General features: G+C 73.9%; 24 protein-coding genes and 1 pseudogene. 9 read left to right on the top strand and 16 right to left on the bottom strand.

Translation table 11 applies throughout. The features are described 5' to 3' along the window. Window positions 1–23 precede the first annotated feature (23 nt). The 6 genes from ACVW07_RS15395 to ACVW07_RS15370 all read right to left on the bottom strand — a co-directional run bounded on the left by ACVW07_RS15395 (window position 24) and on the right by ACVW07_RS15370 (window position 6,086). Window positions 24–1,064 (bottom strand): ABC transporter substrate-binding protein, encoded by a 1,041-nt coding sequence (locus tag ACVW07_RS15395; RefSeq protein ID WP_456820102.1) that lies wholly within the window; start codon window positions 1,062–1,064, stop codon window positions 24–26. A gap of 150 nt (window positions 1,065–1,214) precedes the next feature. Beyond that, window positions 1,215–2,153, bottom strand: a complete 939-nt coding sequence (locus tag ACVW07_RS15390; RefSeq protein ID WP_456820101.1) for a phosphoribosylaminoimidazolesuccinocarboxamide synthase — start codon at window positions 2,151–2,153, stop codon at window positions 1,215–1,217. Between the two features lie 80 nt (window positions 2,154–2,233). Continuing rightward, on the bottom strand, window positions 2,234–2,644 hold the full coding sequence (locus tag ACVW07_RS15385) for a hypothetical protein (RefSeq protein WP_456820100.1): 411 nt from the start codon (window positions 2,642–2,644) through the stop codon (window positions 2,234–2,236). Window positions 2,645–2,700: 56 nt separating this feature from the next. Next, window positions 2,701–3,960 carry a phosphoribosylamine--glycine ligase gene (purD, locus tag ACVW07_RS15380; RefSeq protein WP_456820099.1) on the bottom strand — a complete coding sequence of 420 codons (1,260 nt, stop codon included), beginning with the start codon at window positions 3,958–3,960 and terminating at the stop codon, window positions 2,701–2,703. Between the two features lie 52 nt (window positions 3,961–4,012). Then, a complete protein-coding gene (locus ACVW07_RS15375; protein WP_456820098.1) occupies window positions 4,013–5,353 on the bottom strand; it encodes a hypothetical protein in 1,341 nt (446 codons plus the stop codon). A 70-nt stretch (window positions 5,354–5,423) separates the two neighbouring features. Continuing rightward, window positions 5,424–6,086 (bottom strand): ArsR/SmtB family transcription factor, encoded by a 663-nt coding sequence (locus tag ACVW07_RS15370; RefSeq protein WP_456820097.1) that lies wholly within the window; start codon window positions 6,084–6,086, stop codon window positions 5,424–5,426. A gap of 83 nt (window positions 6,087–6,169) precedes the next feature. Here ACVW07_RS15370 and ACVW07_RS15365 point away from each other — a divergent pair, with 83 nt between their 5' ends. Next, window positions 6,170–7,483: an MFS transporter gene (locus tag ACVW07_RS15365; RefSeq protein ID WP_456820096.1), complete on the top strand. Its 1,314-nt coding sequence runs from the start codon at window positions 6,170–6,172 to the stop codon at window positions 7,481–7,483. A 98-nt stretch (window positions 7,484–7,581) separates the two neighbouring features. Here the strand turns inward: ACVW07_RS15365 and ACVW07_RS15360 are convergent, their stop codons facing one another. Further along, the gene (locus tag ACVW07_RS15360) at window positions 7,582–8,868 is read right to left on the bottom strand and encodes an adenylosuccinate synthase (protein WP_456820095.1); all 1,287 of its coding nucleotides are present in this window, start codon (window positions 8,866–8,868) and stop codon (window positions 7,582–7,584) included. Window positions 8,869–9,055: 187 nt separating this feature from the next. Further along, the gene (locus ACVW07_RS15355; RefSeq protein WP_456820094.1) at window positions 9,056–9,484 is read right to left on the bottom strand and encodes a DUF3151 domain-containing protein; all 429 of its coding nucleotides are present in this window, start codon (window positions 9,482–9,484) and stop codon (window positions 9,056–9,058) included. A gap of 226 nt (window positions 9,485–9,710) precedes the next feature. Between ACVW07_RS15355 and ACVW07_RS15350 the strand changes: the two genes are divergently transcribed. Further along, window positions 9,711–10,076: an STAS domain-containing protein gene (locus tag ACVW07_RS15350; RefSeq protein WP_456820093.1), complete on the top strand. Its 366-nt coding sequence runs from the start codon at window positions 9,711–9,713 to the stop codon at window positions 10,074–10,076. Window positions 10,077–10,226: 150 nt separating this feature from the next. Here ACVW07_RS15350 and ACVW07_RS15345 read toward each other — a convergent pair whose 3' ends face one another. Both ACVW07_RS15345 and ACVW07_RS15340 read right to left on the bottom strand, forming a co-directional pair. Next, window positions 10,227–11,312 (bottom strand): ATP-binding SpoIIE family protein phosphatase, encoded by a 1,086-nt coding sequence (locus tag ACVW07_RS15345; RefSeq protein ID WP_456820092.1) that lies wholly within the window; start codon window positions 11,310–11,312, stop codon window positions 10,227–10,229. A 760-nt stretch (window positions 11,313–12,072) separates the two neighbouring features. Continuing rightward, a pseudogene (locus tag ACVW07_RS15340) lies at window positions 12,073–12,327 on the bottom strand (hypothetical protein); the annotation flags it as partial. A gap of 171 nt (window positions 12,328–12,498) precedes the next feature. On the opposite strand from ACVW07_RS15340, the gene ACVW07_RS15335 reads away from it, so the two are divergent. Beyond that, on the top strand, window positions 12,499–12,942 hold the full coding sequence (locus ACVW07_RS15335; RefSeq protein ID WP_456820091.1) for an STAS domain-containing protein: 444 nt from the start codon (window positions 12,499–12,501) through the stop codon (window positions 12,940–12,942). 78 nt (window positions 12,943–13,020) lie between these two features. Here ACVW07_RS15335 and fbaA read toward each other — a convergent pair whose 3' ends face one another. Further along, complete coding sequence (gene fbaA / locus ACVW07_RS15330; protein WP_456820090.1) at window positions 13,021–14,052, bottom strand: class II fructose-bisphosphate aldolase; 1,032 nt, start codon at window positions 14,050–14,052, stop codon at window positions 13,021–13,023. Between the two features lie 210 nt (window positions 14,053–14,262). Here fbaA and ACVW07_RS15325 point away from each other — a divergent pair, with 210 nt between their 5' ends. Together ACVW07_RS15325 and ACVW07_RS15320 are read left to right on the top strand one after the other, a co-directional pair. Beyond that, window positions 14,263–15,075 carry a helix-turn-helix domain-containing protein gene (locus ACVW07_RS15325; RefSeq protein WP_456820089.1) on the top strand — a complete coding sequence of 271 codons (813 nt, stop codon included), beginning with the start codon at window positions 14,263–14,265 and terminating at the stop codon, window positions 15,073–15,075. A 188-nt stretch (window positions 15,076–15,263) separates the two neighbouring features. Continuing rightward, window positions 15,264–15,821 (top strand): hypothetical protein, encoded by a 558-nt coding sequence (locus tag ACVW07_RS15320; RefSeq protein ID WP_456820088.1) that lies wholly within the window; start codon window positions 15,264–15,266, stop codon window positions 15,819–15,821. 67 nt (window positions 15,822–15,888) lie between these two features. Here the strand turns inward: ACVW07_RS15320 and ACVW07_RS15315 are convergent, their stop codons facing one another. Next, a complete protein-coding gene (locus ACVW07_RS15315) occupies window positions 15,889–16,554 on the bottom strand; it encodes a TrmH family RNA methyltransferase (protein ID WP_456821095.1) in 666 nt (221 codons plus the stop codon). A gap of 119 nt (window positions 16,555–16,673) precedes the next feature. Here ACVW07_RS15315 and ACVW07_RS15310 point away from each other — a divergent pair, with 119 nt between their 5' ends. After that, the gene (locus ACVW07_RS15310) at window positions 16,674–17,456 is read left to right on the top strand and encodes a DedA family protein (RefSeq protein WP_456820087.1); all 783 of its coding nucleotides are present in this window, start codon (window positions 16,674–16,676) and stop codon (window positions 17,454–17,456) included. Further along, window positions 17,453–18,226: an HAD-IIA family hydrolase gene (locus tag ACVW07_RS15305; RefSeq protein ID WP_456820086.1), complete on the top strand. Its 774-nt coding sequence runs from the start codon at window positions 17,453–17,455 to the stop codon at window positions 18,224–18,226. The genes ACVW07_RS15310 and ACVW07_RS15305 overlap by 4 nt, the downstream gene beginning before the upstream one ends. A gap of 24 nt (window positions 18,227–18,250) precedes the next feature. Here ACVW07_RS15305 and ACVW07_RS15300 read toward each other — a convergent pair whose 3' ends face one another. From ACVW07_RS15300 to ACVW07_RS15290, 3 genes are read right to left on the bottom strand one after another with little or no spacing between them, the layout of a single operon-like run. Continuing rightward, window positions 18,251–18,796, bottom strand: coding sequence for a GNAT family N-acetyltransferase (locus tag ACVW07_RS15300; protein WP_456820085.1), 546 nt, complete (start codon window positions 18,794–18,796; stop codon window positions 18,251–18,253). A 16-nt stretch (window positions 18,797–18,812) separates the two neighbouring features. Further along, window positions 18,813–19,388, bottom strand: coding sequence for an orotate phosphoribosyltransferase (gene pyrE / locus ACVW07_RS15295; RefSeq protein ID WP_456820084.1), 576 nt, complete (start codon window positions 19,386–19,388; stop codon window positions 18,813–18,815). A 26-nt stretch (window positions 19,389–19,414) separates the two neighbouring features. Beyond that, window positions 19,415–20,191 carry an SDR family NAD(P)-dependent oxidoreductase gene (locus ACVW07_RS15290; protein WP_456820083.1) on the bottom strand — a complete coding sequence of 259 codons (777 nt, stop codon included), beginning with the start codon at window positions 20,189–20,191 and terminating at the stop codon, window positions 19,415–19,417. Between the two features lie 546 nt (window positions 20,192–20,737). Here ACVW07_RS15290 and recQ point away from each other — a divergent pair. Continuing rightward, complete coding sequence (gene recQ, locus ACVW07_RS15285) at window positions 20,738–22,591, top strand: DNA helicase RecQ (RefSeq protein ID WP_456821094.1); 1,854 nt, start codon at window positions 20,738–20,740, stop codon at window positions 22,589–22,591. A gap of 324 nt (window positions 22,592–22,915) precedes the next feature. Then, window positions 22,916–24,142, top strand: a complete 1,227-nt coding sequence (locus ACVW07_RS15280) for a TM2 domain-containing protein (RefSeq protein WP_456820082.1) — start codon at window positions 22,916–22,918, stop codon at window positions 24,140–24,142. A 209-nt stretch (window positions 24,143–24,351) separates the two neighbouring features. Here ACVW07_RS15280 and ACVW07_RS15275 read toward each other — a convergent pair whose 3' ends face one another. After that, complete coding sequence (locus tag ACVW07_RS15275) at window positions 24,352–25,350, bottom strand: LacI family DNA-binding transcriptional regulator (protein ID WP_456820081.1); 999 nt, start codon at window positions 25,348–25,350, stop codon at window positions 24,352–24,354. Window positions 25,351–25,458: the final 108 nt, after the last annotated feature.

Here is a 25,458-nt window from a genome sequence, read left to right as displayed (position 1 = left end):
GAGGGCCCCCGGCCGGGTCCCGGTCAGGCCTTGGCGGCGGCCGTCGCGATGAGCGGCACGTACGCGTCGAGGGCCCACGGGACGCTCAGCGGCGTCGCGACGGAGACCGCCATGCCCAGCCCGCGGTCGAGCATCGGCACGTAGGCGCCCTGCTCGAACGCGGGGATCCGGGCGAACAGCGGCTGCTGCTCCGTGGCGGCCTGCTCGGTCTCGTCGTTGAACCAGGTGAACAGGACCTGCACGTCGTCGAGCTGGTCGGCGTTCTCGAGGCCGAGCGTCGCGGCGAACGTGCCGGGCGACGCGCTGAGGCCCGCCACGGACGGCGCGAGGGTCATGCCGAGGCTCGTCAGCAGCTCGACGCGCGGGTCCCCGGGCAGGTACACGGCCAGCGAGCCGGGCTCGGTACCGGCGTAGACGTACGCGAACGTCTTGCCGGCGAGGTCCGGGTTCGCGGCGGCCGCGGCGTCGATGGCGTCCTGCCGCTCCTTGAGCAGCGGGGCGGCCGCGTCGGGCACCCCGAGCGCGTTGGCCGCGATCGTGACCTGGTCGCCGATCGTCGTCTGCCACGGCTCCCCGGGGTAGGCGACGACCGGCACGAGCTCGGAGAGCTGGTCGAACGTCGCCTGGTCCAGGCCGGACTGCGGCGCGAGCACGAGGTCAGGGTTCAGGGCCACGATCGCGTCGACGTCCAACGGGTAGCCCGCGATGGTCGTCGGCAGCGCGGCACCCTGCTTCTCGACCGCCTCCCGGAACCACGGCTGGTAACCGTCGGCGTCGCCGCCCCACGTGTCCGCCTCGATCCCGACGGGCACCGTGCCGAGCTCGAGCGCGATGTCGGCGGCACCCCAGCCCAGGGTCACGACCCGCTCGGGCTTCGTCTCGATCGTCGTGGAGCCGAGCGCCGAGACGATGGTCACCGGGAAGGCGGCGTCGGCGGCCGCGTCCGGGCTCGCGCTCGCGTCGTCGGGGCCCGACGAGCCGCCGCACGCGGCCAGGGAGACAGCGAGGGACAGGGCGGCGGCGGTCGCGGTGGCGACGACGGCGAAGCGGTGCGGGAGGCGCACGGACAGGCTCCGATCGAGGTCAGGACGACGGGCAGGGTCCCGGTCGTGATGAGGTAAGCCTAACCTCGGTGAGGGTTGCCTCATCACGCAGGTTCTGTCGGCCGCGTCACACCCCGTCCGCGCCGACGACGGTGCCGCCGCGCCATGCCGTCACACTGCGAGCGGCGAACCGGTGAGACGTTCGAACGCCTCCAGGTAGCGGTCCCGCGTGCGAGCGACGACGTCTGCGGGCAACGAGGGCGGCGGGGTGTCGCTCTCCCGGTCCCAGCCGCTGGCCGCCGACGTCAGCCAGTCCCGCACGAACTGCTTGTCGAAGCTCTGCTGCGGGTGACCCGGCTGCCAGCTCTCCGCCGGCCAGAACCGCGACGAGTCCGGGGTGAGCACCTCGTCGCCAAGAGTGAGCTCGCCCGTCACCGGGTCGGTACCGAACTCGAGCTTCGTGTCCGCGAGGATCACGCCGCGCTCGCGGGCGATCGCCTCGGCCCGGGCATAGACCGCGAGCGTGAGGTCGCGCAGCGTCGCCGCCGTCTCCTCGCCGACCGTCGCCACGACGGCGGAGAAGGGCACGTTCTCGTCGTGCTGGCCGAGCTCCGCCTTGGCCGCCGGCGTGAAGACCGGCTCCGTGAGACGGGACCCGTCGACGAGCCCCGGTGGCAGCGCGATGCCGGTGACCTCGCCGGACACCCGGTAGTCGGCGAGCCCGGAACCGCTCAGGTACCCGCGGGCGACGCACTCGACGGGCACCATCTCCAGCCGACGGCAGATCATGGCGCGCCGGGCGACCGCCGGCGGCACGTCCGTCGAGACGACGTGGTTCGGCACCAGGTCCGTGAGCTGCTCGAACCACCACAGGCTGAGCTGCGTGAGCACCGTGCCCTTGTCCGGGATGCCGGGGCTGAGCACGTGGTCGAACGCGGAGACCCGGTCGCTCGCCACGACGAGCACCACGTCACCGTGCGTCTCGGAGACGGCACGTCCCGCGGGCGAGCCGTCCGGCACGTAGAGGTCACGGACCTTGCCGGAGGAGAAGGGCGTCCAGCCGGGCAGGTCGCGGGCCGGGTCGGCACGGAGGTCGAGGGTCACCGGCACAGTGTGCCGCCCGCGGCCACCGGGTCGCTCCTCTGTCCACCCGGCGAGGTCCGGACCGGCACGACCGACGCCGCCCTCCGTCAGGAGAGCTCGTCGTGGACCGTCAGCTCGTCCGGGACCGGAAGGCCCACCAGCCGGAGCAGGCGCTCGACGGTCTCCTCCACGAACGTGTCCTGCGGCTCGTCCACGTGCTCCTCCGCGAGGAGCTTGCGGACGCGCGGGGCGCCGACGTCGTCGGTGCCGGCCAGCTCCGCCCACTCCGCGAAGCCCTCGGCCTCGGCGGCGAGATCCACCGGCGCACTCTCGGCCGGGTCGTCGAAGTAGTCCCGCGGCTGGAAACCGAGGTAGAACCGTCCGCACCCCTCGGGCGCGGGGCGGTACTCGACGGTGGCGATGTCGCTGTCGTGGATGTCGATCGTCAGGCTCGGCGTCACCGCCGGGTCGCCACCCCACCGGCCGTCGCCGTAGACGAGCGTCTCGAATGCGCCCATGCGTTCCTCCTGGGGTCGGGTGGCGTCTGCTCGGGTGCGGTCCGGCCGGAGCCGGGTCAGACGGCTGCGGCGGCGGCGGCGATGTCGGACCGGTGGTGCGAGCCTGCCAGGGCGATGCGGTCGACGCCCTCGTAGGCGGCCGCGCGGGCAGCGCCGAGGTCGACGCCCGTGCCGACGACCGACAGGACACGCCCACCGGCAGAGACGAGCGTGCCGTCGGCGGTGGCCGTGCCGGCGTGCAGGACGTGCACGTCCGGCAGGGCGTCGGCATCGGCGACCCCGTCGATCGGGTCTCCGGACCGGGGCGACGCCGGGTAGCCGGCGGACGCGACGACCACCGTGACGGCCGCGTCGTCCCGCCACCGCAACGGAGGGAGCGCGGCGAGCGTGCCGTTCGCGGCAGCCAGGAGGACGCCGGCCAGCGGCGTCACGAGCCGCGCGAGCACCACCTGGGTCTCGGGGTCGCCGAACCGCGCGTTGAACTCGACGACCCGCAGCCCCTTCGAGGTGAGCGCGAGGCCGCAGTAGAGGACGCCCGAGAACGGCGTGCCACGTCGGGCCATCTCGGCGACCGTGGGCTTCGCGACGCGCTCGACGACCTCGTCGACCAGCCCGTCCGGGGCCCACGGCAGCGGCGTGTACGCGCCCATCCCGCCGGTGTTGGGCCCCTCGTCGCCGTCGTGCACCCGCTTGAAGTCCTGCGCCGGCACGAGCGGCACCACGTCGGTGCCGTCGCACAGCACGAACAGCGACACCTCGGGCCCGTCGAGGTACTCCTCGACGACGACCCGGCCGCCGTCCTTGGCGAGGCAGGCCTCGGCGTGAGCGAGCGCCTCGGCGCGGTCGGACGTCACCACGACACCCTTGCCGGCGGCCAGGCCGTCGTCCTTGACGACGTAGGGGGCGCCGAACGCGTCGAGCGCAGCACCGGCGTCCGCGGGGTCGGCCACGACGCGCGGCTCGGCGGTCGGCACGCCCGCGGCGGCCATGACCTCCTTGGCGAACGCCTTCGAGCCTTCCAGCCGCGCACCCTCGCCGGACGGGCCGAACACCGGGATGCCGGCAGCCCGGACCGCGTCCGCGACGCCCGCGACGAGCGGCGCCTCCGGGCCGACGACCACCAGGTCCGCGGCCAGCTCCGTCGCGAGAGCAGCCACGGCCGAGCCGTCGAGCTGGTCGACCTCGTGCAGCGTAGCGAGCGTGCCGATCCCCGGGTTGCCCGGGGCGGCGTGCAGCGCGGTCACGGACGGGTCGAGCGACAGCGCGCGGACGAGGGCGTGCTCACGGGCACCGGTGCCGACGACGAGGATCTTCACGGGGGGCGAGCCTACCGACGCCCACGGTGCGCTGCGCGACCGTCCACGGGCTTCACGGGACCGTCGAGAGGCCACCGGTCGACGGCCTCGCTGACGCCTTCTGCCGTGCCCACGCCTGCACCCGGGCGTGCACGGCGGTCGCCTCGTCGACCATGCCCCACGGCATGTCCGAGAGGCGCTCCCGCGTCACCGCGAGGTGCTCGACCGCCTCGTCGGGCTGCTCGGCGAGCCAGTACGCGAACGCGAGCAGGTTGTGCGCCGCGGCACGCCCGACCGGTGAGGGACCGCCGTCGCCCGCCCGCCACCGGTCGACCGCGGCGGTGATCTCGGCCCTGGTCGCCGGGGCCTCCATGTGCTTCGAGGCGAGATGGGACGACTTCCCGCTGAGTGCGAGCCAGTGCTCGACGTGCGCCGTGACGACGAGCAGGTTCAGCGCGGATCCGGGATCGGCCTGCGCCGACGCGGCACGCGCGAACGTGAACATCTCGTCCGTCGAGCCGAACCACTTCGCAGCCTTGTACTGGAGCGCGTGCTCATGGGCCGCGAGGTGCTGCGGCGCGAGCGCGAGCACGTCGGCGAGGCGGCGGTCGAGCTCGTCGTGATCGACCTGCTGGCCTCGGGCGATGAGCACCAGGGTCGTCCGGGGCGACGGGTCGGCCGGCGCCGCCGCGACGGCCTCGCGGACGATCGCCTCGGCGTCGTGGATCGCCTCGAACCACCGCGACGGGTCCTGGACCTCGTACGCGGACCCCCGCACGCTCCACGCGTACGCCGCGGCGAGCTGCGCACGCACGGCCAGCGCCTGCGGGTCGGACGGGTGCTCGCGCAGCCACGTGTCGAGCCACGTGCGACGGCGCAGCGCGGCGTCGGCGAGGCCGACGACGCGGGCGTACCTCGCGTCGTGGTCCGCGGTCGCGCTGAGCAGGTGGGCGGCAGGCCGCCAGTCGCCTGCGAGCGCCGCCGCGCGGGCCGTCCGGAGGTCGACGTCGTCCAGGGCGTCATCGGGCTCGACGAAGTCCTGCTCCTGCGGGTCGTCCCACGTGGCACGGCCGTCGGTAGCCACGTCGACGATCTTCCGACCTGCCCGCGTGATGGTCGCCCAAAGGGCCACCGCGGCGCTCGACCAGCAGCACGTCCATGAGAAGGGCGCCGGGGCGCCGACCGAGCGGGCCGCGAGGAACACCAGCGCGCCGACCGCCACGAGTCCCGAGAGGTAGGCGAAGACGAGCCCCTGCGTGCGGCCGCCGGCCGGGTTGAGGAACCACGGCGCGTCCTGGCGGATGCCGATGAGGAACGCGGCGCGGCTGCCTGCGAGCCAGTAGACGAGCAGGCCGATGACGGCGAAGACCAGCGCGCCGAGGGCGACCGTCCCGGCGGGGGTGTCGAAGTTCACGCGGCGGATCATCTCAGACGCGCGTCCAGCTCGACACAGCTCGTCACCGGATCGGCGGACCCGCGTGAGGTCAGCCTCCGCCCGGCACATCCGCTCCACCGGCGGCGTCCGGGCCGCCGGGCTCGTCCCCGTCGCCCCGGTCCGTGGGCGCCGGGAGCGGCAGGACGTCGAGGTAGATCCGCACCGTGCGACGGCCGGCATTGTCGCCGGCCTTCTTGCGCGCCTTCGCCGCGTCGATGTGCTCGGCAATCACGCTCTGCACCTCCTCGATGAGGTCGTGCGCCTCCTGGGGCGTGAGGTCGGTGGTGATCCGGTCGTTGACGACGGAGTCGTCCCATCCGGGGATGTCGTCGGGCTGGGACATCCACCGGGTGAGCACCTCGGCACGGTCGGCGACGACGGACTGGAGCAGCGCGCGTGCGGCGGGAGCCGTGGCGGGGTCGCGGAGCATCTGTCGGCCGTCGACCGAGAACCCCACCGGGCGCCACCACCGCTCACGACCACCCGGGTGGTCGGGGTCGTCCTCGACGAAGCCGTGCTTCTCGAGCTGGCGCAGGTGGTAGCTGGTCTGGCCGCTGCTCTCCCCCAGCAGCCTGCCCAGCTGCGTCGCGGTGGACGGGCCCTGCTCGCCGAGCAGGTTGTACATCGCGGTGCGCAGCGGGTGCGCGAACACCTTGAGCGCCTCGGGCCCGATCGAGCGCTGCGCGAACACAGGGGGCTTGCCGTCGACCATGTGCAGAGGTACCTTTGCAGAGGCTTCTTTGCAGAGCAATGTCTGCAGAACTTTCCCGTCGATCGTATGCCTCGGAGGACGTCATGACCGGGACCGCCGGGCGCGAGCCCCTGGGCCGCGCGTTCGCCGCACACCTCACCTCGTCCGGTCTCGCGAACCTCGGCGACGGGGTCCTGCAGACCGGCGCCCCGCTCGTCGCCCTGACGCTGACCCGGTCCCCCGCGCAGATCGCCCTCCTCACCGCGGCCGCCTGGCTGCCGTGGCTCGTGGGCGGGCTGATGGCCGGCGTCGTGGTCGACCGCCGCGACCGCCGGACCACGCGGGCCGCCGCACTCGGCGTCCGCGCCGCGATCCTCGCCCTCGCCGTGGTCGTCGTCGCGACGGGGCACCTGACGATGCCGTTCCTCGTCGCCCTGTGCCTCGCGTACGGCGTCACCGAGGTGTTCGCCGACCTCGCCGGCGGGGCCATCGTCCCCGACCTCGTCCCCCGGTCCCGCCTCCAGGCCGCCAACGGCCGGCTGCTCGCCGTCGAGCAGGTCGCCAACGCGTTCCTCGGCGCGCCGATCGCGGGCGCCGCCCTCGCGCTCGGCGCCGGCTGGGTGTTCGGCATCCCCGCCGGGCTCGCCGTCGCAGCCGTCGCCCTGATGGTCCTCGGCGTCCGTGGCAGCTACCGGCACGAGGCCCCGGCCGACGGGCCCCAGCAGGTGGGCGCCCAGGTCCGCGAGGGCGTCGCGTTCCTCGTGCACCACCCGGTGCTGCGTCCCGTGCTCGTCGGTGGCGGGCTCATGAACCTCGCCTCGACCGCCTACTTCTCGGTGTTCGTGCTCTGGGTGGTCGGCGACGGGTCGCGGATCGGCATGACCGCGCAGAGCTACCCGCTGGTGCTGACCGTCCTCGCCGTCGGCGCGGTGCTGGGGTCGTTGCTCGCCGAGCCGCTCCACCGGGTGGTGCCGGACGTCCGGCTGATGCTCGCGTGCTGGCTGTCCAACGCCGCGCTCCTGGTCGTGCCGGTCGTGGCACCCACCGTCCCGGCGCTGTGCGTCACGGCCGCGCTGCTGGGGCTCACCAACACCCTCGGCAACGTCGTCGGCCAGTCGGTGCGGCAGCGCATCGTGCCCGCCGGGATGCTCGGCCGGGTGGGCGGCGCCGGCCGGACGATCGGGTTCGGCCTCATGCCCGTCGGTGCGGTGCTGGGCGGCGCCGCCGCAGAGCGGTGGGGGCTGCCGACGGTGTTCCTCGGGGCCACCGTGCTCTCCGTGCTCGCCGCCGTGTACGTCTCGCTCGTGCTGCGACAGCGCATGGTGGACGAGGCGGAGAGGGCGCTCGTGCCGACCGGTGGCACGAGGCCCGACGCGGACGTCCCGGTGACTCCCGGCCCGGCGGTCGCGGCGGCCTGACCCGCGGCGCCGGCACGACGACGGCGGCCGGCCCCGGAGAGCTCCGGGGCCGGCCGCCGCGCTGCGTCGTGCGTGCTGCTGAGTGCTGCGAGCCCGGCTCAGGCCAGCAGGTCGTGACGGATGATCGTCGCCTCGCGCCCCGGACCGACGCCGACCGACGAGATGCGCGTGCCGCTGATCTCCTCGAGGTGCAGCAGGTAGCGCTGGGCGGCCTTCGGCAGGTCGTCGAACTGGCGGGCGCCGCTGATGTCCTCGGTCCAGCCGTCCAGGTGCTCGTACACCGGGGTGGCGTGGTGGAAGTCCGACTGGTCGTCGGGCATCTCGTCGAACCGGCGGCCGTCCACCTCGTACGCGATCGCGACCGGGATGCGGTCCCGTCCCGTCAGCACGTCGAGCTTGGTGACCACCAGGTCCGTGAGGCCGTTGACGCGGCTCGCGTAGCGGACCACGACCGAGTCGTACCAGCCGGTGCGGCGCGGCCGGCCCGTGGTCGTGCCGAACTCGCCGCCCGTCTGGCGCAGCCACTCGCCGTCGTCGTCCAGCAGCTCGGTGGGGAAGGGCCCCTCGCCGACCCGGGTCGTGTACGCCTTGGCGACCGCGACCACGCGGTCGATGCGCGTGGGCCCGACGCCCGAGCCCGTGCAGGCGCCGCCCGCCGTCGCGGAGGACGACGTGACGAACGGGTAGGTGCCGTGGTCGATGTCGAGCATGGTCGCCTGGCCCGCCTCGAACACCAGCGTCTTGCCGGCGTCGAGGGCGCGGTTGAGCAGCAGCGGGGTGTCGGCGACGTAGGGGCGGAGGCGCTCCGCGTGCTTGAGCAGCTCCTCGACCGTCTCGTCCACCGTGATCGCGCGGCGGTTGTAGACCTTGACCAGCAGGTGGTTCTTCCCGTCGAGGGCGCCCTCGACCTTCTGCCGCAGGATCTTCTCGTCGAACAGGTCCTGGATGCGGATGCCGACCCGGTTGATCTTGTCCGAGTACGTGGGCCCGATGCCCCGGCCCGTGGTCCCGATCCGTCGCTTGCCGAGGAAGCGCTCCGTGACCTTGTCGACCGTGCGGTTGTACGGGGCGATGACGTGGGCGGCCGACGACACCACCAGGCCCGAGGTGTCCACACCGCGGCCCTCGAGGGCGTCGATCTCCTCGAACAGCACCTCGATGTCCACCACGACGCCGTTGCCGATCACCGGGACGACACCCGGCGAGAGGATGCCTGACGGCAGCAGGTGCAGCGCGTACTTCTCGCCGCCGATGACGACCGTGTGGCCGGCGTTGTTCCCGCCGTTGAACTTCACGACGTAGTCGGTCCGAGCGCCGAGCTGGTCGGTCGCCTTGCCCTTGCCCTCGTCGCCCCACTGGGCGCCGAGCACCACGACGGCCGGCATGTGATCACCACTTTCCTGCTGCCTGCGGGCGGGCGCCGCGGCTGAAGCGTCGTCGCTTGCACGCGGACCCGGGCACGGGCGGCAGGGACCCAGTACCTCCGAGAGGGTACCGGACGGTCAACATCCGGTCATGAGCCGTCCGCTGCACGGGCGCTCAGGCCGGCCACCGCGCCGCCGTGCAGGCCAGTCAGCGCAGCGCGGCCACCTCGGCGGGCGACGTGCCCGAGTCGACGAGGAACTGCGCGCACCTCGCGGCCTCGTCGCCCTCGCCGATGGCCTCGGCGGCCTCCGACAGTGCGAGCAGCGCGCGCAGGAACCCCTGGTTCGGCGCGTGGTCCGCCGGGACGGGGCCGCTGCCGCGCCAGCCCGAACGCCGCAGGGCGTCGAGCCCGCGATGGTAGCCGGTCCGGGCGTACGCGTACGCCGCGACCGGGTCGCCGTCGTCCGAGAGCGCCCGCTCCGCCAGCAGCGCCCAGACGAGCGACGACGCCGGAGCGACGCCGACCACGTCCCGCGGCGCCGAGCCGGACGCGAGGGCGGCGCGGGCGGCACCGTCGGGGCCGTCGGCGGGGAGCAGGGTCGGGGCGGGACCGTCCAGGAGGTTCTCGTGGCTCATCCGGCCAGTCTCCCCCAGACGGGGGCGTGGTCGTGGCCTGGCGCCAGGTGAGGACGGGTCCGGCCCGGACGTCGCCCGCCTGCGATCTCGACGACCTGGACGGCCGTCCTCTCCGGTACGCCGTTCCGGGTGCGGACCGGTGGGAGCGCAACTACAGTCGTCCCGCCGACACCCCCCGGTCGGCGCCCGCTGCTCCAGCTGGGCACCCCCGACCCCGGGTGACCACATGATCGAGATCTCCACGTCCTCGACGACCACGACCCTGGTCGTCTCCGGTGACCTGGACCTGGCCGAACGCGACCAGTTCCCGGAGATCGCCGCCCGAGTCGTGGGTCTGCGCCGGCAGCTCCTGGTGATCGACATGTGCGGCGTCACGTTCATGGACTCCACCGGTGCCGCGTTCCTCATCTCCCTGGCGGACGCCGGACGCAAGCGCGGCGGCGCGACGGTGCTGCGCGGTGCCGACAGCCGGGACCTGTTCGTCCTGGAGATCTGTGGGGCGCTCGAGCTGTTCCGGGTGGACGGCGACCACCGCTGCGCCGAGGGCGCCGGAGCCACCGGGTTCGTGCGGCCCGCGCCCAGCCCCGTCTGAGAACGACGCGCCGGCCGGGCCCGTCTGAGAACGACGCGCCGGCCGGGCCCGCCTGAGAACGACGCGCCGGCCGGCCGGCTCAAGAGAAGGCGCTGAGCGAGCGCGAGCACGCCGAGCGACCCTGAACGTGCTGAGCGACGGGGAACGTGCTCAGCGACCCGCCTGGGGCAGCGCGCCGGGTCGCACCTTCGCCCACACGAGCTTGCCTTCTCGCGACTGCCGCCAGCCCCAGTCGGCCAGCCGCTCGACGATCTGCATCCCGAACCCGCCGACGCGCCCCGGGTGACCGTCCGTGGTGACCGGCGGCGCCGGGTTGCCGTCCTCGACCTCGATGCGCAGCCCGTCACCCGTGTCGTACAGCTGCAGGGACACGTGCCCGTAGCCGTGCAGCACGGCGTTGGCGACGAGCTCGGACACCACGAGCTCCGCGTTGGCGGCCTCCGGGATGTCCCATGCCTGGCACGTGCGCACCACGGCGTGCCGGGCGCGGCCGATCGACGCTGGCTCGCTCGGCAGGGACCACCGGCGGCGGCGCGGGCTGCGGGCCCGCTCGAGGTGGTCGCGCGGGTCGGGCACCCGGACCACCACGACCGCGACGTCGTCCTCGGGGTGGTCGGCCAGCCGCGAGAGGAGCTCCTCGCCGATCCCCGCCGCGTCGAGCGCCGTCACGTGGGCGGCGACGCCGGCGAGCGCCGTGAGACCGTCGCGCAGACCGCGGTCGCGACGCTCGATGAGCCCGTCGGTGTAGTAGACGAGGAAGTCGCCCGGCTCCAGGTCGAGCCCTGCGCTGCTGCGGCCCTGCCCGCCGAACCCGATGAGCGGGCCGCCGGCACCGCGCAGCTCCACCGCCTCGCGGTGGCGGACGTGCAGGAGCGGCAGGTGCCCGGCGCGGGAGTACTCGAGCCTCCAGCCGCCGTCGGACCGGGTCAGGGTGGACAGCACGAGCCCGGCCGACCGCGGGATGCGCATGCCCGCGACGAGCTGGTCGACGCGTTCCAGGACCGGCCCCGGAGCGGTGATGTCGAACGCGTACGACCGGACCACGGAGCGCAGCTGGCCCATCGCGGCGGCGGCCTCGACGTCGTGGCCCACGACGTCCCCGATGACCACGCCCACCACGTCCGGGGCGATCTGCAGCACGTCGTACCAGTCGCCGCCCACCTGGACGTTCTCGGAGTTCGGCGCGTAGTAGGTCCACACGTCGAGCCCGTCGACCTCGGCCTGCTCGGGCAGCATGGCGCTGCTGCAGCGTCTCGGCCAGCCTGTGCTCGCGGTCGTACAGCCGGGCGTTGTCCACCACGAGGCCCACCCGTCGGGCGGTCAGCTCGAGGACGGTCATGGTCGACGGCTCGACCGCGGCCAGCCCACCCGCCTCCCGGGGGAGGACGACGAGCACCCCGAGCACCCGCCGTCGGCCCGGGACCGGGTAGACGACGGCACGCCGGTCGGCCGTCGCGCGCCTCTCGTGTCCCGGGTCCTGCCCCACGTGCCCCGCCAGCCACGCCGACGCGCTCCCGGGCGCGAACGCGGCGTCGAGATCGAGCTCGACGGGCCGTTCCCGCTCGCCGTCGAGCAGCAGCTGGACCGCGTCACGCGGGTAGCGCGGCGGTGGGCCCTCGACCTCCTGCTCCGGGCTGTGGGGCTCGTGCGGCGCGCCCCGGGGGGTCTCGCCGTGGTGGCTGTCGCCGTGGCGCTGGCCCTTGCCGCTGGGCGGGTGACCCGGGTCCACGCCCTCGGCCGAGCGCAGGCCGCCGTCGTTGAGGTAGAACGCCGCCCAGCCGACGACGGCGCGCCGCAGCAGCATCGCGATCTCGCGGAGGGCGTGCGGGTCGTCGACGTCCATCAGCAGGTCCGACACCTGCGCGATGAGCCCGAGGCTGCGCCGCTCGCGACGCTCGACCTCGACGAGCTCCGCCTGCGCGGCGTCGTGCGACAGCTGCTCGGTGAGGTCCTGCAGGGCGACCACCCAGTGCGACGGCGGGCCGTCGCCGTCCCGGACGGGCGACAGGTGCGCACGGCAGGTGAGGGCGCTGCCGTCGGACCGTTCCAGGGACAAGGTCTGCGACACGGCGCGCTCGGCGCGGATCGCGGCCGTCAGCGCGTCCCGGTCGGCCAGACGCAGGCCACCCGCACCGACGAAGTCCCGGTGCCGGTCCTGCGCGCCGTCCAGGCCGTACCCGGTGGCGCTCTCGAACGCGGCGTTGACCCAGACCACCGGAAGCTCGGGGTGCCCGGCATCGAGGATCGCCATCGGCACGGCGGTCGACGCCAGGGCGAGCTCCCGTACCCTGTCGAGCGACTGGTCGGAGATCGGATGCGTGTGGGAGTTGACCACTACCACCTCCGATCGTCTAGCGTGCCGAACGGGCGAACGTCGAATCTACGGCGCTGAGCCTTCCAGGACGGTAGCGGAAGGAGCACCGTGCGCGACGGTAACAGCACCACCCCTGAGGAGCCCGCGGACACGGGCTCCCTCGACCCGACCACCACCGTGGTCGGCGAACCGGGGACCGTCCACGTCATCGTCGGTGCCGACCGGACCCGCATCGTGCTCTCGGGGGAGGTCGACGCCGATCTCGGTCCGGAGCTCCAGGAAGCCACGGCCGAGGCAGAGCAGCTGGGGCTGCCGATCGAGGTCGACGCGCACCACGTGACGTTCATGGACTCGTCGGGCGTGGCGTTCCTCGCCCGCCTGTCCATCCGCTCCCAGCACCGCGTCCGGCTGCTGCGCGTCCCCCCGACCGTGCGGTTCCTGCTCGAGGTCACGCGCATCGGTGAGCTGGTCGACGTCGTCGAGGGCGACGACGAGGCCGCGTTCCAGCCCGTCGGCGACACCGCCGGTGGCGACACCGGCCCGGGAGCCTGACCGCGTCCTCCCGCACGCGTCCCGACACACGCGCAAAGGCCCCGCACACCGAGGTGCGGGGCCTTCGCTGCGCAGCCGTCAGCCGAGCTTGTTGCCCGCCGAGCGCAGCTGCTGGGCGGCCTCGATGATGCGCTGGGCCATGCCCGCCTCGGCGAGCTTGCCCCAGGCGCGCGGGTCGTACGCCTTCTTGTTGCCGACCTCGCCGTCGATCTTCAGGACGCCGTCGTAGTTGGTGAACATGTGGCCGACGACCGGACGGGTGAACGCGTACTGGGTGTCGGTGTCGATGTTCATCTTGATGACGCCGTTGTCCACCGCCTCGCTGATCTCCGCGGCCGTGGAGCCCGAGCCGCCGTGGAACACGAGGTCGAACGGGGATGCCTTGCCGAGCTTCTCCCCGACGGCCTTCTGGATGTCCGCGAGGATCGACGGACGCAGCTTGACGGCGCCCGGCTTGTAGACGCCGTGCACGTTGCCGAACGTGAGGGCCGTCAGGTAGCGGCCCTTCTCGCCCGCACCGAGCGCGGCGACGGTCGCGAGGCCGTCCTCGGCCGTGGTGTAGAGCTTCTCGTTGATCTCGGCCTCGTGGCCGTCCTCTTCGCCGCCGACGACGCCGACCTCGATCTCGAGGATCGTGCGGGCGGCCTGCGACAGCTCCAGGAGCTCGGCCGCGATGACGAGGTTCTCGTCGAGCGGGATGTCCGAGCCGTCGAACATGTGCGACTGGAACGTCGGGTTCTCGCCGCGCTTGACCTGCTCGGCCTCCAGCGCGAGCAGCGGGCGGACCCACGAGTCGAGGTTCTTCTTGACGCAGTGGTCCGTGTGCAGCGCGACGGTGATCCCGTAGCCCTTCGCGACCTCGGACGCATAGGCGGCGAGGGCCAGCGTGCCCGAGACCCGGTCCTTCACGGTGGAGCCGGAGGCGTACTCCGCGCCACCGACGGAGACCTGGAGGATGCCGTCCGACTCAGCCTCCGCGAAGCCCTGCAGCGCGGCGGTGATGGTCTGGGAGGACGTGATGTTCACGGCGGGGTAGGCGAACTTGCCTGCCTTCGCCCGGTCGATCATCTCGGCGTAGACCTCAGGGGTGGCGATGGCCATCTGCAGCATCTCCTGCGTGTGGGTGGGGCGGTGTCGGTCTGAGTTTGCCACTACTGGGTGAGGTGGCGGTCGGGACGTCCCGCCTACGGACGGCCGCCCGGTTGCGGCAGGATGGACCGGGCTGCGAATCGTTTGCCCCGCGCACCGACCATCGCCCCGCCGGGGCCCCCTCCCCTACGCTCTGCCCCGGGCAGCGTCCGGTGAACGGCGGGGGATCTCATGGGGGCGGCAGCGGCGAGGCTGGCCGAGGAGCTGTGCGACCTGCGTCGCACCGCGGGCAAGAGCCTCAAGGAGCTGGAGCGGGCGACGGCCACGAGCGACTCGTCGCTCTCCCGGTACTTCGCCGGGACCGCGGTCCCCCCGTGGTCCGTGGTCGAGGCGCTGTGCCGCACCGGAGAGCGGAGCCCGCAGGAGCTGCGCGAGCTCTGGGAGGAGGCACGCCGAGAGCGCCTCAGCCGTTACGACCGGGCCGAGGCGCGGGCCGAGCCGCCGGCCGACACGCGGGCCGAGCCGCCGTCCGACACGCGGGCCGAGCTGCCGTCGGACGGCAGACAGGCCGACGCCGTGCCACCGCCGCCGACCGGCTCCGAGGCGCCACCGCCCCACTCCACAGCGCCGGCCGACCGCGCAGCTCCGGCCGGCGACCCGCACGGCAGCATGGGGCCACCCAGGGGTGTCGCGTCACGCCCGTCGGTCCGGCGCCTCGTTCTCTGGTCGGGGGTCGTGGTCGTCGCGGCGGCGGCCGTGGTGGGCGCCGCCGTCCTCCGCGACCGGCCGGACGCGGTGCGCCTGTGCCCGTGGCGCTACGTCGTGACGGACGGGGACCCTGCGCCGGTGCTCCTCTCGGACAAGCCCGGCGAGGGTCGGCGGGTCATCGATCGGACCTACGCACCGGACGAGGTGTTCCTGGTGACCGAGCCGCCCGAGGTCGTCAACGGGCACATGCGGACCGTCGACGGCTGGGTCTCGGTCGGCGACTGGATCCAGCGCGCGCCCGGCCAGTGCGTGCAGCAGGTCCCGGCGCGGCGGTAGACCGGCGTCCCACATCCGTCCCCGAACCGTCCCACGGTCTTCCTGCTGGTCAGCGCCGCGCCCCAGGCTGTTGGTGCGGGCCAGGACGTGCGCCGCTCGCCGGCCGTCGCCCCGTCGGGCGTCGTCCCCGGGACGTGGCGCACGCACCGGCCGCAGACCATACCGACGGGATCGAGTGAGGAAACCCAGTGAACTCAACGGATGCACAGCAGGGGACACCGACGGTGGGCCGGGAGCAGGGCATCGGCAGGACGGGCGCGCTGCACCGGCGCCGCCTGCTCCGGACGCTCCTGGTCGCGGTCGCCGCCATGGTGGCGACGGTCATGGGAGTGACGTCCGCGCAGGCCGCGCCGGGCTGGTACGGCGGGTACGGGAACCTGCCGCACGAGGGGGTGTACCCCACCGGGAACCACGCGTGCGGCGGCACCGGGTGGAGCCAGCCCGTGGCGTCGAAGAAGTACGTCTTCGAAGGACGGACGCTGACGGTCCGCCTCTGCTACAACGACAGCTACGGCGCCTACGCGCGGCTCGACGGCGCGAAGGTCAACGACGGCCGGTGCGCCGCTTACACCGACCGCAGCTTCTACGCGTACGACACGTCGAGCTTCGCGACGGTGACCGAGACGGTCGACGGCGGCGTCGGCTACGCCTACACGATGGTGGCGAACAACCTGAACGGTCGCCTCGCACGCGCGGCCGTGTACTGCCAGGGCGGCCCCGCCGTCGCCCAGACCTCCTGGTACTGAGCACCACCACCCGTGGCGCCCTGGCCTGCCGTGCAGGCGAGGGCGCCACGGCGCGCCGGGCGTCCGGTCAGCCGTCCAGCCGCGCGTGCTGGGCGATCCAGGCGTGCATCGCGATCGCCGCGGCGGCGGCGGCGTTGATCGAGCGCGTGGACCCGAACTGCGCGATGTGCAGCACGTCGACGGCGGCCGCGCGCGCGGCGTCGGACAGCCCCACCGACTCCTGACCGAACAGGAGCACGCAGGACCTCGGCAAGGGGTAGCCCTCGAGCGGGACGGAGCCCGGGAGGTTGTCCACACCGAGCACCGGGACGGGAGCGCCGTGCGGGCCGCCCGTCGCTGCCCAGCCGAGGAGGTCGTCGACCGTCGGGTGGTGCCGGACATGCTGGTAGCGGTCGGTGACCATCGCGCCGCGACGGTTCCAGCGGCGGCGTCCGACGATGTGCACCTCGGCGACCGCGAACGCGTTGGCCGTCCGCACCACGGAGCCGATGTTGAGGTCGTGCGCCCAGTTCTCGACCGCGACGTGGAAGGGGTGGCGGCGTGTGTCGAGGTCGGCGACCACGGCCTCCACGGTCCAGTACCGGTACCGGTCCACCACGTTGCGCCGGTCGCCGTGCGCGAGCAGCTCGGGGTCGTAGCGCGGGTCGTCGGGCAACGGGCCCGGCCACGGCCCCACGCCGACGGCCTCGAGGTCCCGCGCCTGGTGCGCAGGCTCGTGGGACGGTGCGTCCACGGTCTCGTCCGGCTCGGCGTCCACGCGCGCCACCGTAGCCGCGTGGCCGCACAGGCCGCGCACAACCCGGTCACACAGCCGCACGTGGCGCTCACAGGCCGCACCGTAGGCTGGTGCGCATGCTCACGACGACGGCCCTCGCGGCCGCCCTGCCTGCCGTCCAGGCGGGCGCCCCCGTGCACGCGCTCCTGCCCGACTTCCTCGACGCCCAGCACCTCATCGACTCGTTCGGCACGGCCGCGCTCGTCGGCATCCTCGCGGTCATCTTCGTCGAGGTCGGCCTGCTGTTCCCGATCCTGCCGGGCGACTCGATGCTGTTCACGGCCGGCGCGCTCGTGGCGCAGGACTCGCTCGACGTCCCGATCGGGATCTGGCCGCTGTCGCTGATCCTCATTCTCACGGCCTTCGCCGGGACGCAGTGCGGCTACTGGATCGGCCGAGGCCTGGGTCCGAAGGTGTTCAGCAAGCCCGACTCGCGGTTCTTCAAGCAGAGGTACATCGACCAGACGTACGCCTACTTCGACAGGTACGGCGGCCGGACGCTGATCATCGCGCAGTTCATCCCGTTCGTGCGCACGTACGCGTCCGTCGCGGCCGGCGTCGGCCGGATGCCGTACGGCCACTTCGTGAAGTGGAACGCGATCGGCGTGGTGCTGTGGGCGGGTGGCGTCACCTGGCTCGGCTACGGGCTCGGGAACATCACGTTCATCAAGGACAACATCGAGGCGCTGCTCGTCCTCGTGGTGCTGTTCTCCCTGACGCCCATCCTCGTCGAGCTGTGGCGCAAGCGCCGCAAGGACCGGGCCGCCGCGGCCGCAGGGGTGCCGGTCACCGAGGGCGACGCGCGGTACGACGACCAGGCCGAGCGGGAGGCCGTCGAGCGCAAGGCGTTCGGGGCATGACCAGGGAGATCCGCTCGTGGCTCTCCGACATGGACGGCGTGCTCGTCCACGAGGGCACCGCCCTGCCCGGGGCGGCGGACTTCGTGCGCGCCCTGCGGGACGCCGAGCGCCCTTTCCTCATCCTCACCAACAACTCGATCTTCACGACGCGTGACCTGCGCGCACGGCTGGCGACGTCCGGCATCGACGTGCCCGAGGAGGCCATCTGGACGTCGGCGCTGGCCACCGCCCAGTTCCTCACCGACCAGATGCCCGGCGGGTCCGCCTACGTCATCGGCGAGGCAGGCCTGACCACGGCGCTGTACGAGGTGGGGTACACCCTCACGGCGGCCGAGCCCGACTTCGTGGTGCTCGGCGAGACCCGCACGTACTCGTTCGAGGCCATCACGCAGGCGATCCGGCTGATCCAGGGTGGCGCCCGGTTCATCGCGACCAACCCGGACGTCACCGGACCGAGCGCCGAGGGCGACCTGCCGGCCACGGGCGCGGTGGCCGCGATGATCCAGGCGGCGACCCGTCGTCAGCCCTACTTCGTCGGCAAGCCCAACCCGATGATGATCCGGTCCGCGCTGAACCGGATCGACGCCCACTCCGAGACCACGGTCATGGTGGGCGACCGGATGGACACCGACGTCGTCGCCGGCATCGAGGCCGGCCTGCGCACGTTCCTGGTGCTCTCCGGGTCGACGAAGGAGTCCGACGTCGCCCGGTTCCCGTTCCGGCCCAACGAGATCGTCGACTCGATCCAGGACCTGGTCGACCGGGTGTAGCCCTCGCGTCGGTCTGCCGCGGGCTCAGCCCGCGAGGGGCAGTGGGCGGACGAACGGGTCGGGGTCGGTGGTGAGGCGCGCGTGCGTCTCGACGTCGTACCGCTCCGCGCCGTACCGGAGCTTGGCCCGCTCGACGCCCTCGGCCGCGAAGCCCGCCCGGGTCGCGACCGCGCAGGACGCCGGGTTGTTCAGCCGGTGGCCCAGCTCCAGCCGGAACAGGCCCAGCTCGTCGAGGGCCCAGCGGGCGACGGCCGCCAGGCCACGAGTCGCGAGACCCCGGCCGCGGGCGCTCGCCGTCAGCCAGTAGAAGGTCCATGCCGTCTCGTGGACGCGCTCGACGCTGCCCACGCCGACGTTCCCGACCACCGTGCCGCCGGCGACCACCGCGAAGTGGTGCACCGACAGCGACGAGGGTGCGAGCTCCGTGTCGATGAGGTGCGCGCACGCCTCGACGCTGGCCAGGTCGGCGCCGCCGGCGAGCTGGCGGGCGACGTCCGGGCTCTCGAGGACGGCCGCGTGCAGCGCCGCTGCGTCGGCCGGTCTCCACGGGCGCAGGTGGGGACTCGTCATGCCGGGAGCCGTGCCGTCAGGCGAGACCGAGGTCCGCCAGGCCGAACAGGGCGTGGTACGGGACACCGAGCGCCTCGATCCTCTCCCGCGCCCCCGTCGCCCGGTCGACGATCACGACGACGCCCGCCACCTCGGCACCGGCCTCCCGCACCGCGTCGACGGCCGTGATGGCGGACCCGCCGGTCGTCGACGTGTCCTCGACCACGACGACGCGACGACCCGCGACGTCCGGCCCCTCGATGCGGCGCTGCAGACCGTGGGCCTTGCCCTCCTTGCGGACGACGAACGCGTCGAGGTCCTGCCCGCGGGAGGCCGCGGCGTGGAGCAGGGACGTCGCGACGGGGTCGGCGCCGAGCGTCAGGCCGCCGACGGCGTCGACCTCCGCGGTGCCCAGGCCTGCCTCCTCGAGCAGGTCGAGCAGCAGGTGGCCGATCAGCGGAGCCGCGCGGTGGTGCAGCGTGACGCGCCGCAGGTCCACGTAGTAGTCGGCTTCGCGGCCCGACGACAGCGTGACCTGCCCGTGCACGACCGCGAGGTCCTGGATGAGGGCGAGGAGCTGCTCGCGGGGCGTCGGGGAGAGGTCCTGGGTCACGGCCGACAGGTTACCGGCCGCGACCGCTACTCGGCGCTGGCCTCCAGGGCCTTGCGGTACCCGCTGACGGCGCGGACCGCCGCGCGTGGCGCGAGCCGGACGATGCCCGACAGGAGCTGGTAGCGCAGGCTCGGCGTCGAGATGACGGCCCCCCGGCGGACGTCCGCGAGCGCGGTGGCGACGACGTCCTCCGCGTTGAGCCACCCGATCTCGGGGTACGCGCTCGTGTCGATCCGCCCGCGCTCGTGGAACTCGGTGTGCACGAAGCCCGGGCACAGCGCCGTCGCCGTGACGCCCGTGCCGCGCAGCTCGACGGCGAGGCCCTCGGTGAACGAGCGGACCCACGCCTTGTGCGCGGAGTACGTGCCGGAGGCGAGCAGCGCGGCCACGGACGCGACGTTGAGGACGGCACCCCTGCCACGCCCGACCATCGCCCCGGCAGCCGCGTGCGACAGGACGAGCACCGTCCGCACCATGACCTCCAGGGCCTCCTCCTCCCGTGCGAGGTCCCCGCCGACGAACGTCTGGTTCAGGCCGAGGCCCGCGTTGTTGACGAGCAGCCCGACAGGCTCCACGTCGCTGCGCAGCCGTTCGGCGACGCGCTCCGTGTCGCCGCGGTCGGACAGGTCGGCCACGAGGACCTCGGCGCGGACCCCGGCGGCGGCGCGGAGCTGGTCCGCGAGCCGGGAGAGCCTCTCTTCGTCGCGGGCCACGAGGACGACGTCGTGCCGGGCGGTGGCCAGCTGCCAGGCGAACTCCAGTCCGAGGCCGGCGCTGGCGCCGGTGACGAGTGCGGTTCCCATGCCGTCACCCTACGGACCGTCGGCGACCGGCCGCACGACTTCGCGCCCGGCGGGTCAGCCGGTGTGCTCCTCCTGCGACACCGACCGGTCGAACCGCCCACAGCCGGCGGCGTGTCACAGGTCCCCACGACGCGCCCGGCCGGGTGCGGGCCGGCCTGCGCGCCCTCGTAGGCTGGGCGCGTGCCTTCCCGACCGTCCGACGAGTCCACGCGCGCTGCCGTCGACGACCTCCCGGTGGCCGCCGAGGTCGAGCCGCTGTTCGGTGCGCCGGGGTCCGGTGCGCCGGGGTCCGGTGCGCCGGGGCTCGGTGCGCCGGGGTTCGGTGCGCCGGGGTTAGGCGCACCGGGGTTCGACGAGCCCTTCTTCGACGAGCCGCCGTTCGGCGAGCCCCCGTACGACCCTGCCTACGACGACGTCCCACCCGACCTGGTCGAGCCGTGGCCCTCCGGGGCGGAGGTCTCCGCGAGCCGCACGGGCCGGGCGTCGCGAAGCTCAGGCGCCGGTGCCGGCCTCCCCGTCCGGGCCGCCGCCCACCCGGTCGCCACGCTGCTCGACGACGGGCCGGCGCCGTCGGCCCTGGAGGTGCTCCACCGCGTCTGGGGCTACGGCGAGTTCCGCGGCGACCAGGCCGAGATCATCGACACGGTGGTGACCGGCGGTGACGCGCTGGTCCTCATGCCCACCGGCGGCGGCAAGTCCCTGTGCTACCAGGTTCCCGCGCTCGTCCGGCCCGGCACCGGCGTCGTCGTCTCGCCGCTCATCGCCCTCATGCAGGACCAGGTCGACGCGCTCTCCGCGCTCGGCGTGCGGGCGGGCTTCCTCAACTCCACGCAGCAGCCGCACGAGCGCCGGGCCGTCGAGCAGGCGTACCTGTCGGGCGACCTCGACCTGCTCTACCTCGCGCCCGAGCGGCTGCGGGTCCGGGAGACCGTCGAGCTGCTCGACCGGGGCCGGATCGCCCTGTTCGCGATCGACGAGGCGCACTGCGTGTCGCAGTGGGGGCACGACTTCCGGCCCGACTACCTGCAGCTGTCGATGGTGCACGAGCGGTGGCCGGAGGTCCCGCGCATCGCCCTGACCGCCACCGCGACGGAGGCGACCCACGGTGAGATCGCCGAGCGGCTGCAGCTGCGCGACGCACGGCACTTCGTGGCGAGCTTCGACCGGCCGAACATCCAGTACCGGATCGCCCCCAAGGACAACCCCCGGGCCCAGCTGCTGCACCTGCTGCGCACCGAGCACCCGGGCGACGCCGGGATCGTCTACTGCCTGTCCCGCGCGTCCGTCGAGCAGACCGCTGCCTACCTCGTCGACCAGGGCATCGAGGCGCTGCCGTACCACGCGGGGCTCGACCGGCAGGTCCGGGCACGGAACCAGTCCCGGTTCCTGCGCGAGGACGGTGTCGTCATGGTCGCGACCATCGCGTTCGGCATGGGCATCGACAAGCCGGACGTGCGCTTCGTGGCCCACCTCGACCTGCCCAAGTCCGTCGAGGGCTACTACCAGGAGACCGGCCGGGCCGGCCGCGACGGGCTGCCCTCGACCGCCTGGCTCGCGTACGGGCTCGCCGACGTGGTGCAGCAGCGCCGCATGATCGACACCTCCGACGGCGACGCCGCCCACCGCCGCCGGCTGACGCAGCACCTCGACGCGATGCTCGCCCTGTGCGAGACCGTCTCCTGCCGGCGCGTCCAGCTGCTCAACTACTTCGGCCAGAGCGGTGCCGAGGCCTGCGGCAACTGCGACACCTGCCTGGTGCCGCCGGAGTCGTGGGACGGCACCGTCGCCGCGCAGAAGCTGATGTCGACCGTCGTGCGGCTGGAGCAGCGCGGCCAGCGGTACGGCGTGGGGCACCTGGTGGACATCCTGCGCGGGAAGCCGACCCCGCGCGTGCAGCAGCTGGGTCACGCGTCCCTGTCGACGTTCGGTGTCGGCACCGACCTGTCCGACGGTGAGTGGCGGGGCGTGGTCCGGCAGCTGCTCGCGATGGAGCTGCTGGGCGTCGACACCGACGGGTACGGCACCCTCCGGCTCGCCCCCGCGAGCGCCGAGGTCCTCCGCGGCGAGCGCGAGGTCCGGTTGCGGCGCGAGCCCGAGAAGACGCCTCGCGCGCGGGCGTCGCGCGACGACCGCGGCGGCCGTCGACCCGCCACGGCGGACCTCGACGGACCGGACACCGAGCTGTTCGAGCGCTTGCGGGCCTGGCGGGCCGGAGCCGCGCGTGAGCAGGGGGTGCCCGCGTACGTCGTGTTCCACGACGCCACCCTCCGGGCCGTCGTCGAGCGGCGTCCCGCGACGCTCGCCGAGCTCGGGACGATCAGCGGGGTCGGTGCGGCCAAGCTGGAGCGGTACGGCCCTGGACTGCTCGCCGCCCTGGAGGGCACGGTCGACGTCGCCTGACCGGGTCGCCGTGCCGCGGCGGGTCGACGTCGCCTGACCGGTCGCCGCGCCGCGGCCGGTCGACGTCGCCTGACCGGGTCGCCGCGCCGCGGCCGGTCGACGTCGCCTGACCGGGTCGCCGTGCGGCGCACGCGCACGTGGATGCGGTCTCGTCCGGCGCGGCCGTCGTGCCGGGCGGGTCGCTCGCGGTGCGACCAGCGTTCCGCTGGTCGCCCGGAAAGTGCCGGTTGTACCGTTCAGATATCCGGGGGGACGGTGGGGGCCCGTGCCCGCCCGGGGAGCAGCTCTTCGATGTCGGCCTCCCGTCGACGATCGGAGAAGCTCGTGACGACCAACCAGGACCCGCCGGCCGACGAGCCGCGCCCACCCACGGGACCGGACGTACCACCCTCGGGCGCGTCGTCGGGTCCTCCCACCCCGCCCGCACCGGCGCCACCTCCCGCACCGCCCTATCCCGCGTCCGGGTTTCCACCGCCCGCGCCGGTCCCGACGTACGGGACGGGATCCCCGGGGCCCCAGCCGCCCCAGCCGGGCGGGTTCGGTGGCCCGCCGCCGCCCGCGGGCTATGGCGCCCCGGGCTACGGCGCACCGGGCTCCGGCGCACCTGCCTTCGGGGCTCCCGGCTACGGGGGCCCGTCGGGGGTGGACCCGGGTGTCTCGGACAAGTCGTTCATCGCCACGTGGTTGTTCTCCTGGTTCCTCGGGTACTTCGGCGTCGACCGGTTCTACCTGGGCAAGGTCGGGACCGGGGTGCTCAAGCTCGTCACCCTCGGCGGCTGCGGGATCTGGGTGCTGGTCGACCTGGTCCTCACGCTGGCGGGCGTGCAGCGCGACAAGCTCGGGCGGCGCCTCGCGGGGTACGAGGAGCACAAGAAGCTGGCGTGGATCATCACGGCGGTCGGGATCGGAGTGGGTCTCGTCGTCTCGGCGGTGAGCGGGGCACTCACCTCCGGTCTGGAACAGGTGAGCGGGAGCGACAGTGCCGTCGTGGAGCCGAGCGTCGACGCCGCGCAGCCGGAGGACGAGGGGGACGACCCGGCCGACGACCAGGCCGATGAGCCGGCCGACGAGTCCGCGGAGGAGCCCGCAGCCGACGGGGACGTGGGCACCCGGACCAACCCGGCGCCGTTCGGCGAGACGGTCACGTTCAGCGAGGCGGGCACGGAGACGTGGTCCGTCGCGCTGTCGAACGCGGTGCTGGACGCGAACGCCGCCGTCGCCGCCGCCAACCAGTTCAACGAGCCGGCGCCGGAGGGCATGGTCTACGCGATGGTGACGGTGAACCTGACGCGCCTCGGCGAGGAGGCCGCGACGCCGTGGGTCGACCTGTCGGTGGAGTTCGTCAGCGCCGCCGGAACGACACACACCCCCGGGGACGCCTCCGTCGTCGCACCCGCGCCGACGATGAACGACCTCAACGACATGTACGCAGGGGCCACCGGCTCCGGCAACGTCGTGATCGCCATCCCGCAGGCCGACGCCGCTGCCGGGACCGGCAACTGGACCGTCTCCACCCTGTTCGGCGACCCGACGTTCTTCACCGTGGAGTAGGCCACACGTCGCCGAGGCCGCCCGAAGCCGTCGGGCGGCCTCGACGCGCGTCTCCTGAGTCGGCCGGCCGGCCCGACCGGCGCGGCGGAGTGCGGCGGAGTGCCGCGGGGTGGAGTGCGGCGGGGTGCGGTGCGGCGGAGTGCGGCGGGTGGAGTGCGGCGAGGTGGAGTGCGGCGGGGTGCGGCGCGGCGGCCGCGGCCACAGGGCGGTCAGCGGGGAGCGGCGGGCCCCGTGGACTCGCGCACCACGAGGTGCGTGGGCAGCTCGTCGTACCGGTCGGCCGGCCGCAGCGGCCGCCCGTCGATCGCGGCGAGGAGCAGGTCGGCGGCGCGGTGCCCGGCGCGTTCGAGCGGGGCGGCGACGGTGGTGAGCGCGGGCCGCACGAGGTCGGCGCCGAACACGTCGTCGCAGCCGACGACGCTCAGCTGGCCCGGGACGTCGACGCCGCGCGACGCGAGGCGTTCGAGCATGCCGAACGCGAGCAGGTCGTTGAACGCCAGGACGGCGGTGGCCCCCGACTGCCAGGTGGCGTCGGCCGCTGCGGCGCCCGCCTCGCGCTGCGGCGCGTAGGGGCCGAGGGCGACGACCTCGACGCGCAGCCGCCGGGCGGCTGCGCGCAGGGCTGTGCGTCGGCGGCTGTCCGACCACGAGGTGCGCGGCCCTCCCGCGTAGGCGATGCGCTGGTGGCCGAGGGAGGCGAGATGCTCGAGGGCCTGGACGGCGCCGCCGGGGGTGTCGATGACGACTCCGGCACCGTTGACCGGGCGGTTGAGCGTGACGAGCGGCAGCGCGGACGACCACGCGACGAGCCACTCGTCGCCGAGGCGCGGGGCGGCGAGCACGGCGCCGTCGGCGCTGGTGCGCAGCATCCGCAGGGCCCGTTCCTCGGCCTGGACGGACTCCTCGGTGTCGACCAGCACGTGCGTGTACCCGGCGGCGCGCAGGGCGGCCTGGGTGCCGCGGACGATGCCGAAGAAGAACGGGTTCGTGACGTCGGGGACCACGAGCGCGATCGTGCCGGTGCGCCCGCTGCTGAGGGCCCGGCCGGAGGCTCCGACCGTGTAGCCGAGCGCGGCGGCGGCCTCGCGGACGCGGACGGCGGTCTCCTCGTTGATCCGGCCGGGCCGGGACAGCGCGCGGGACGCCGTGGAGATCGCGACACCGCTCGCTGCGGCGACGTCGCGCAGGGTCGGCGGCTTGTCGGTCACGGGCTCATGGTGACGGCCGCTACGCGCCTTGGCAATTGATGGCAAACGATTGCCATCCCGCGACGGCCGACCGTAGGCTCGCCGAGGCGCGCAGCACCCCGTCGACGA

This window comes from Cellulomonas sp. URHB0016 (assembly GCF_054057935.1).
The sequence above is the reverse complement of the archived record's forward strand: the minus strand, read 5'-3'. Positions and strand labels throughout refer to the sequence as shown.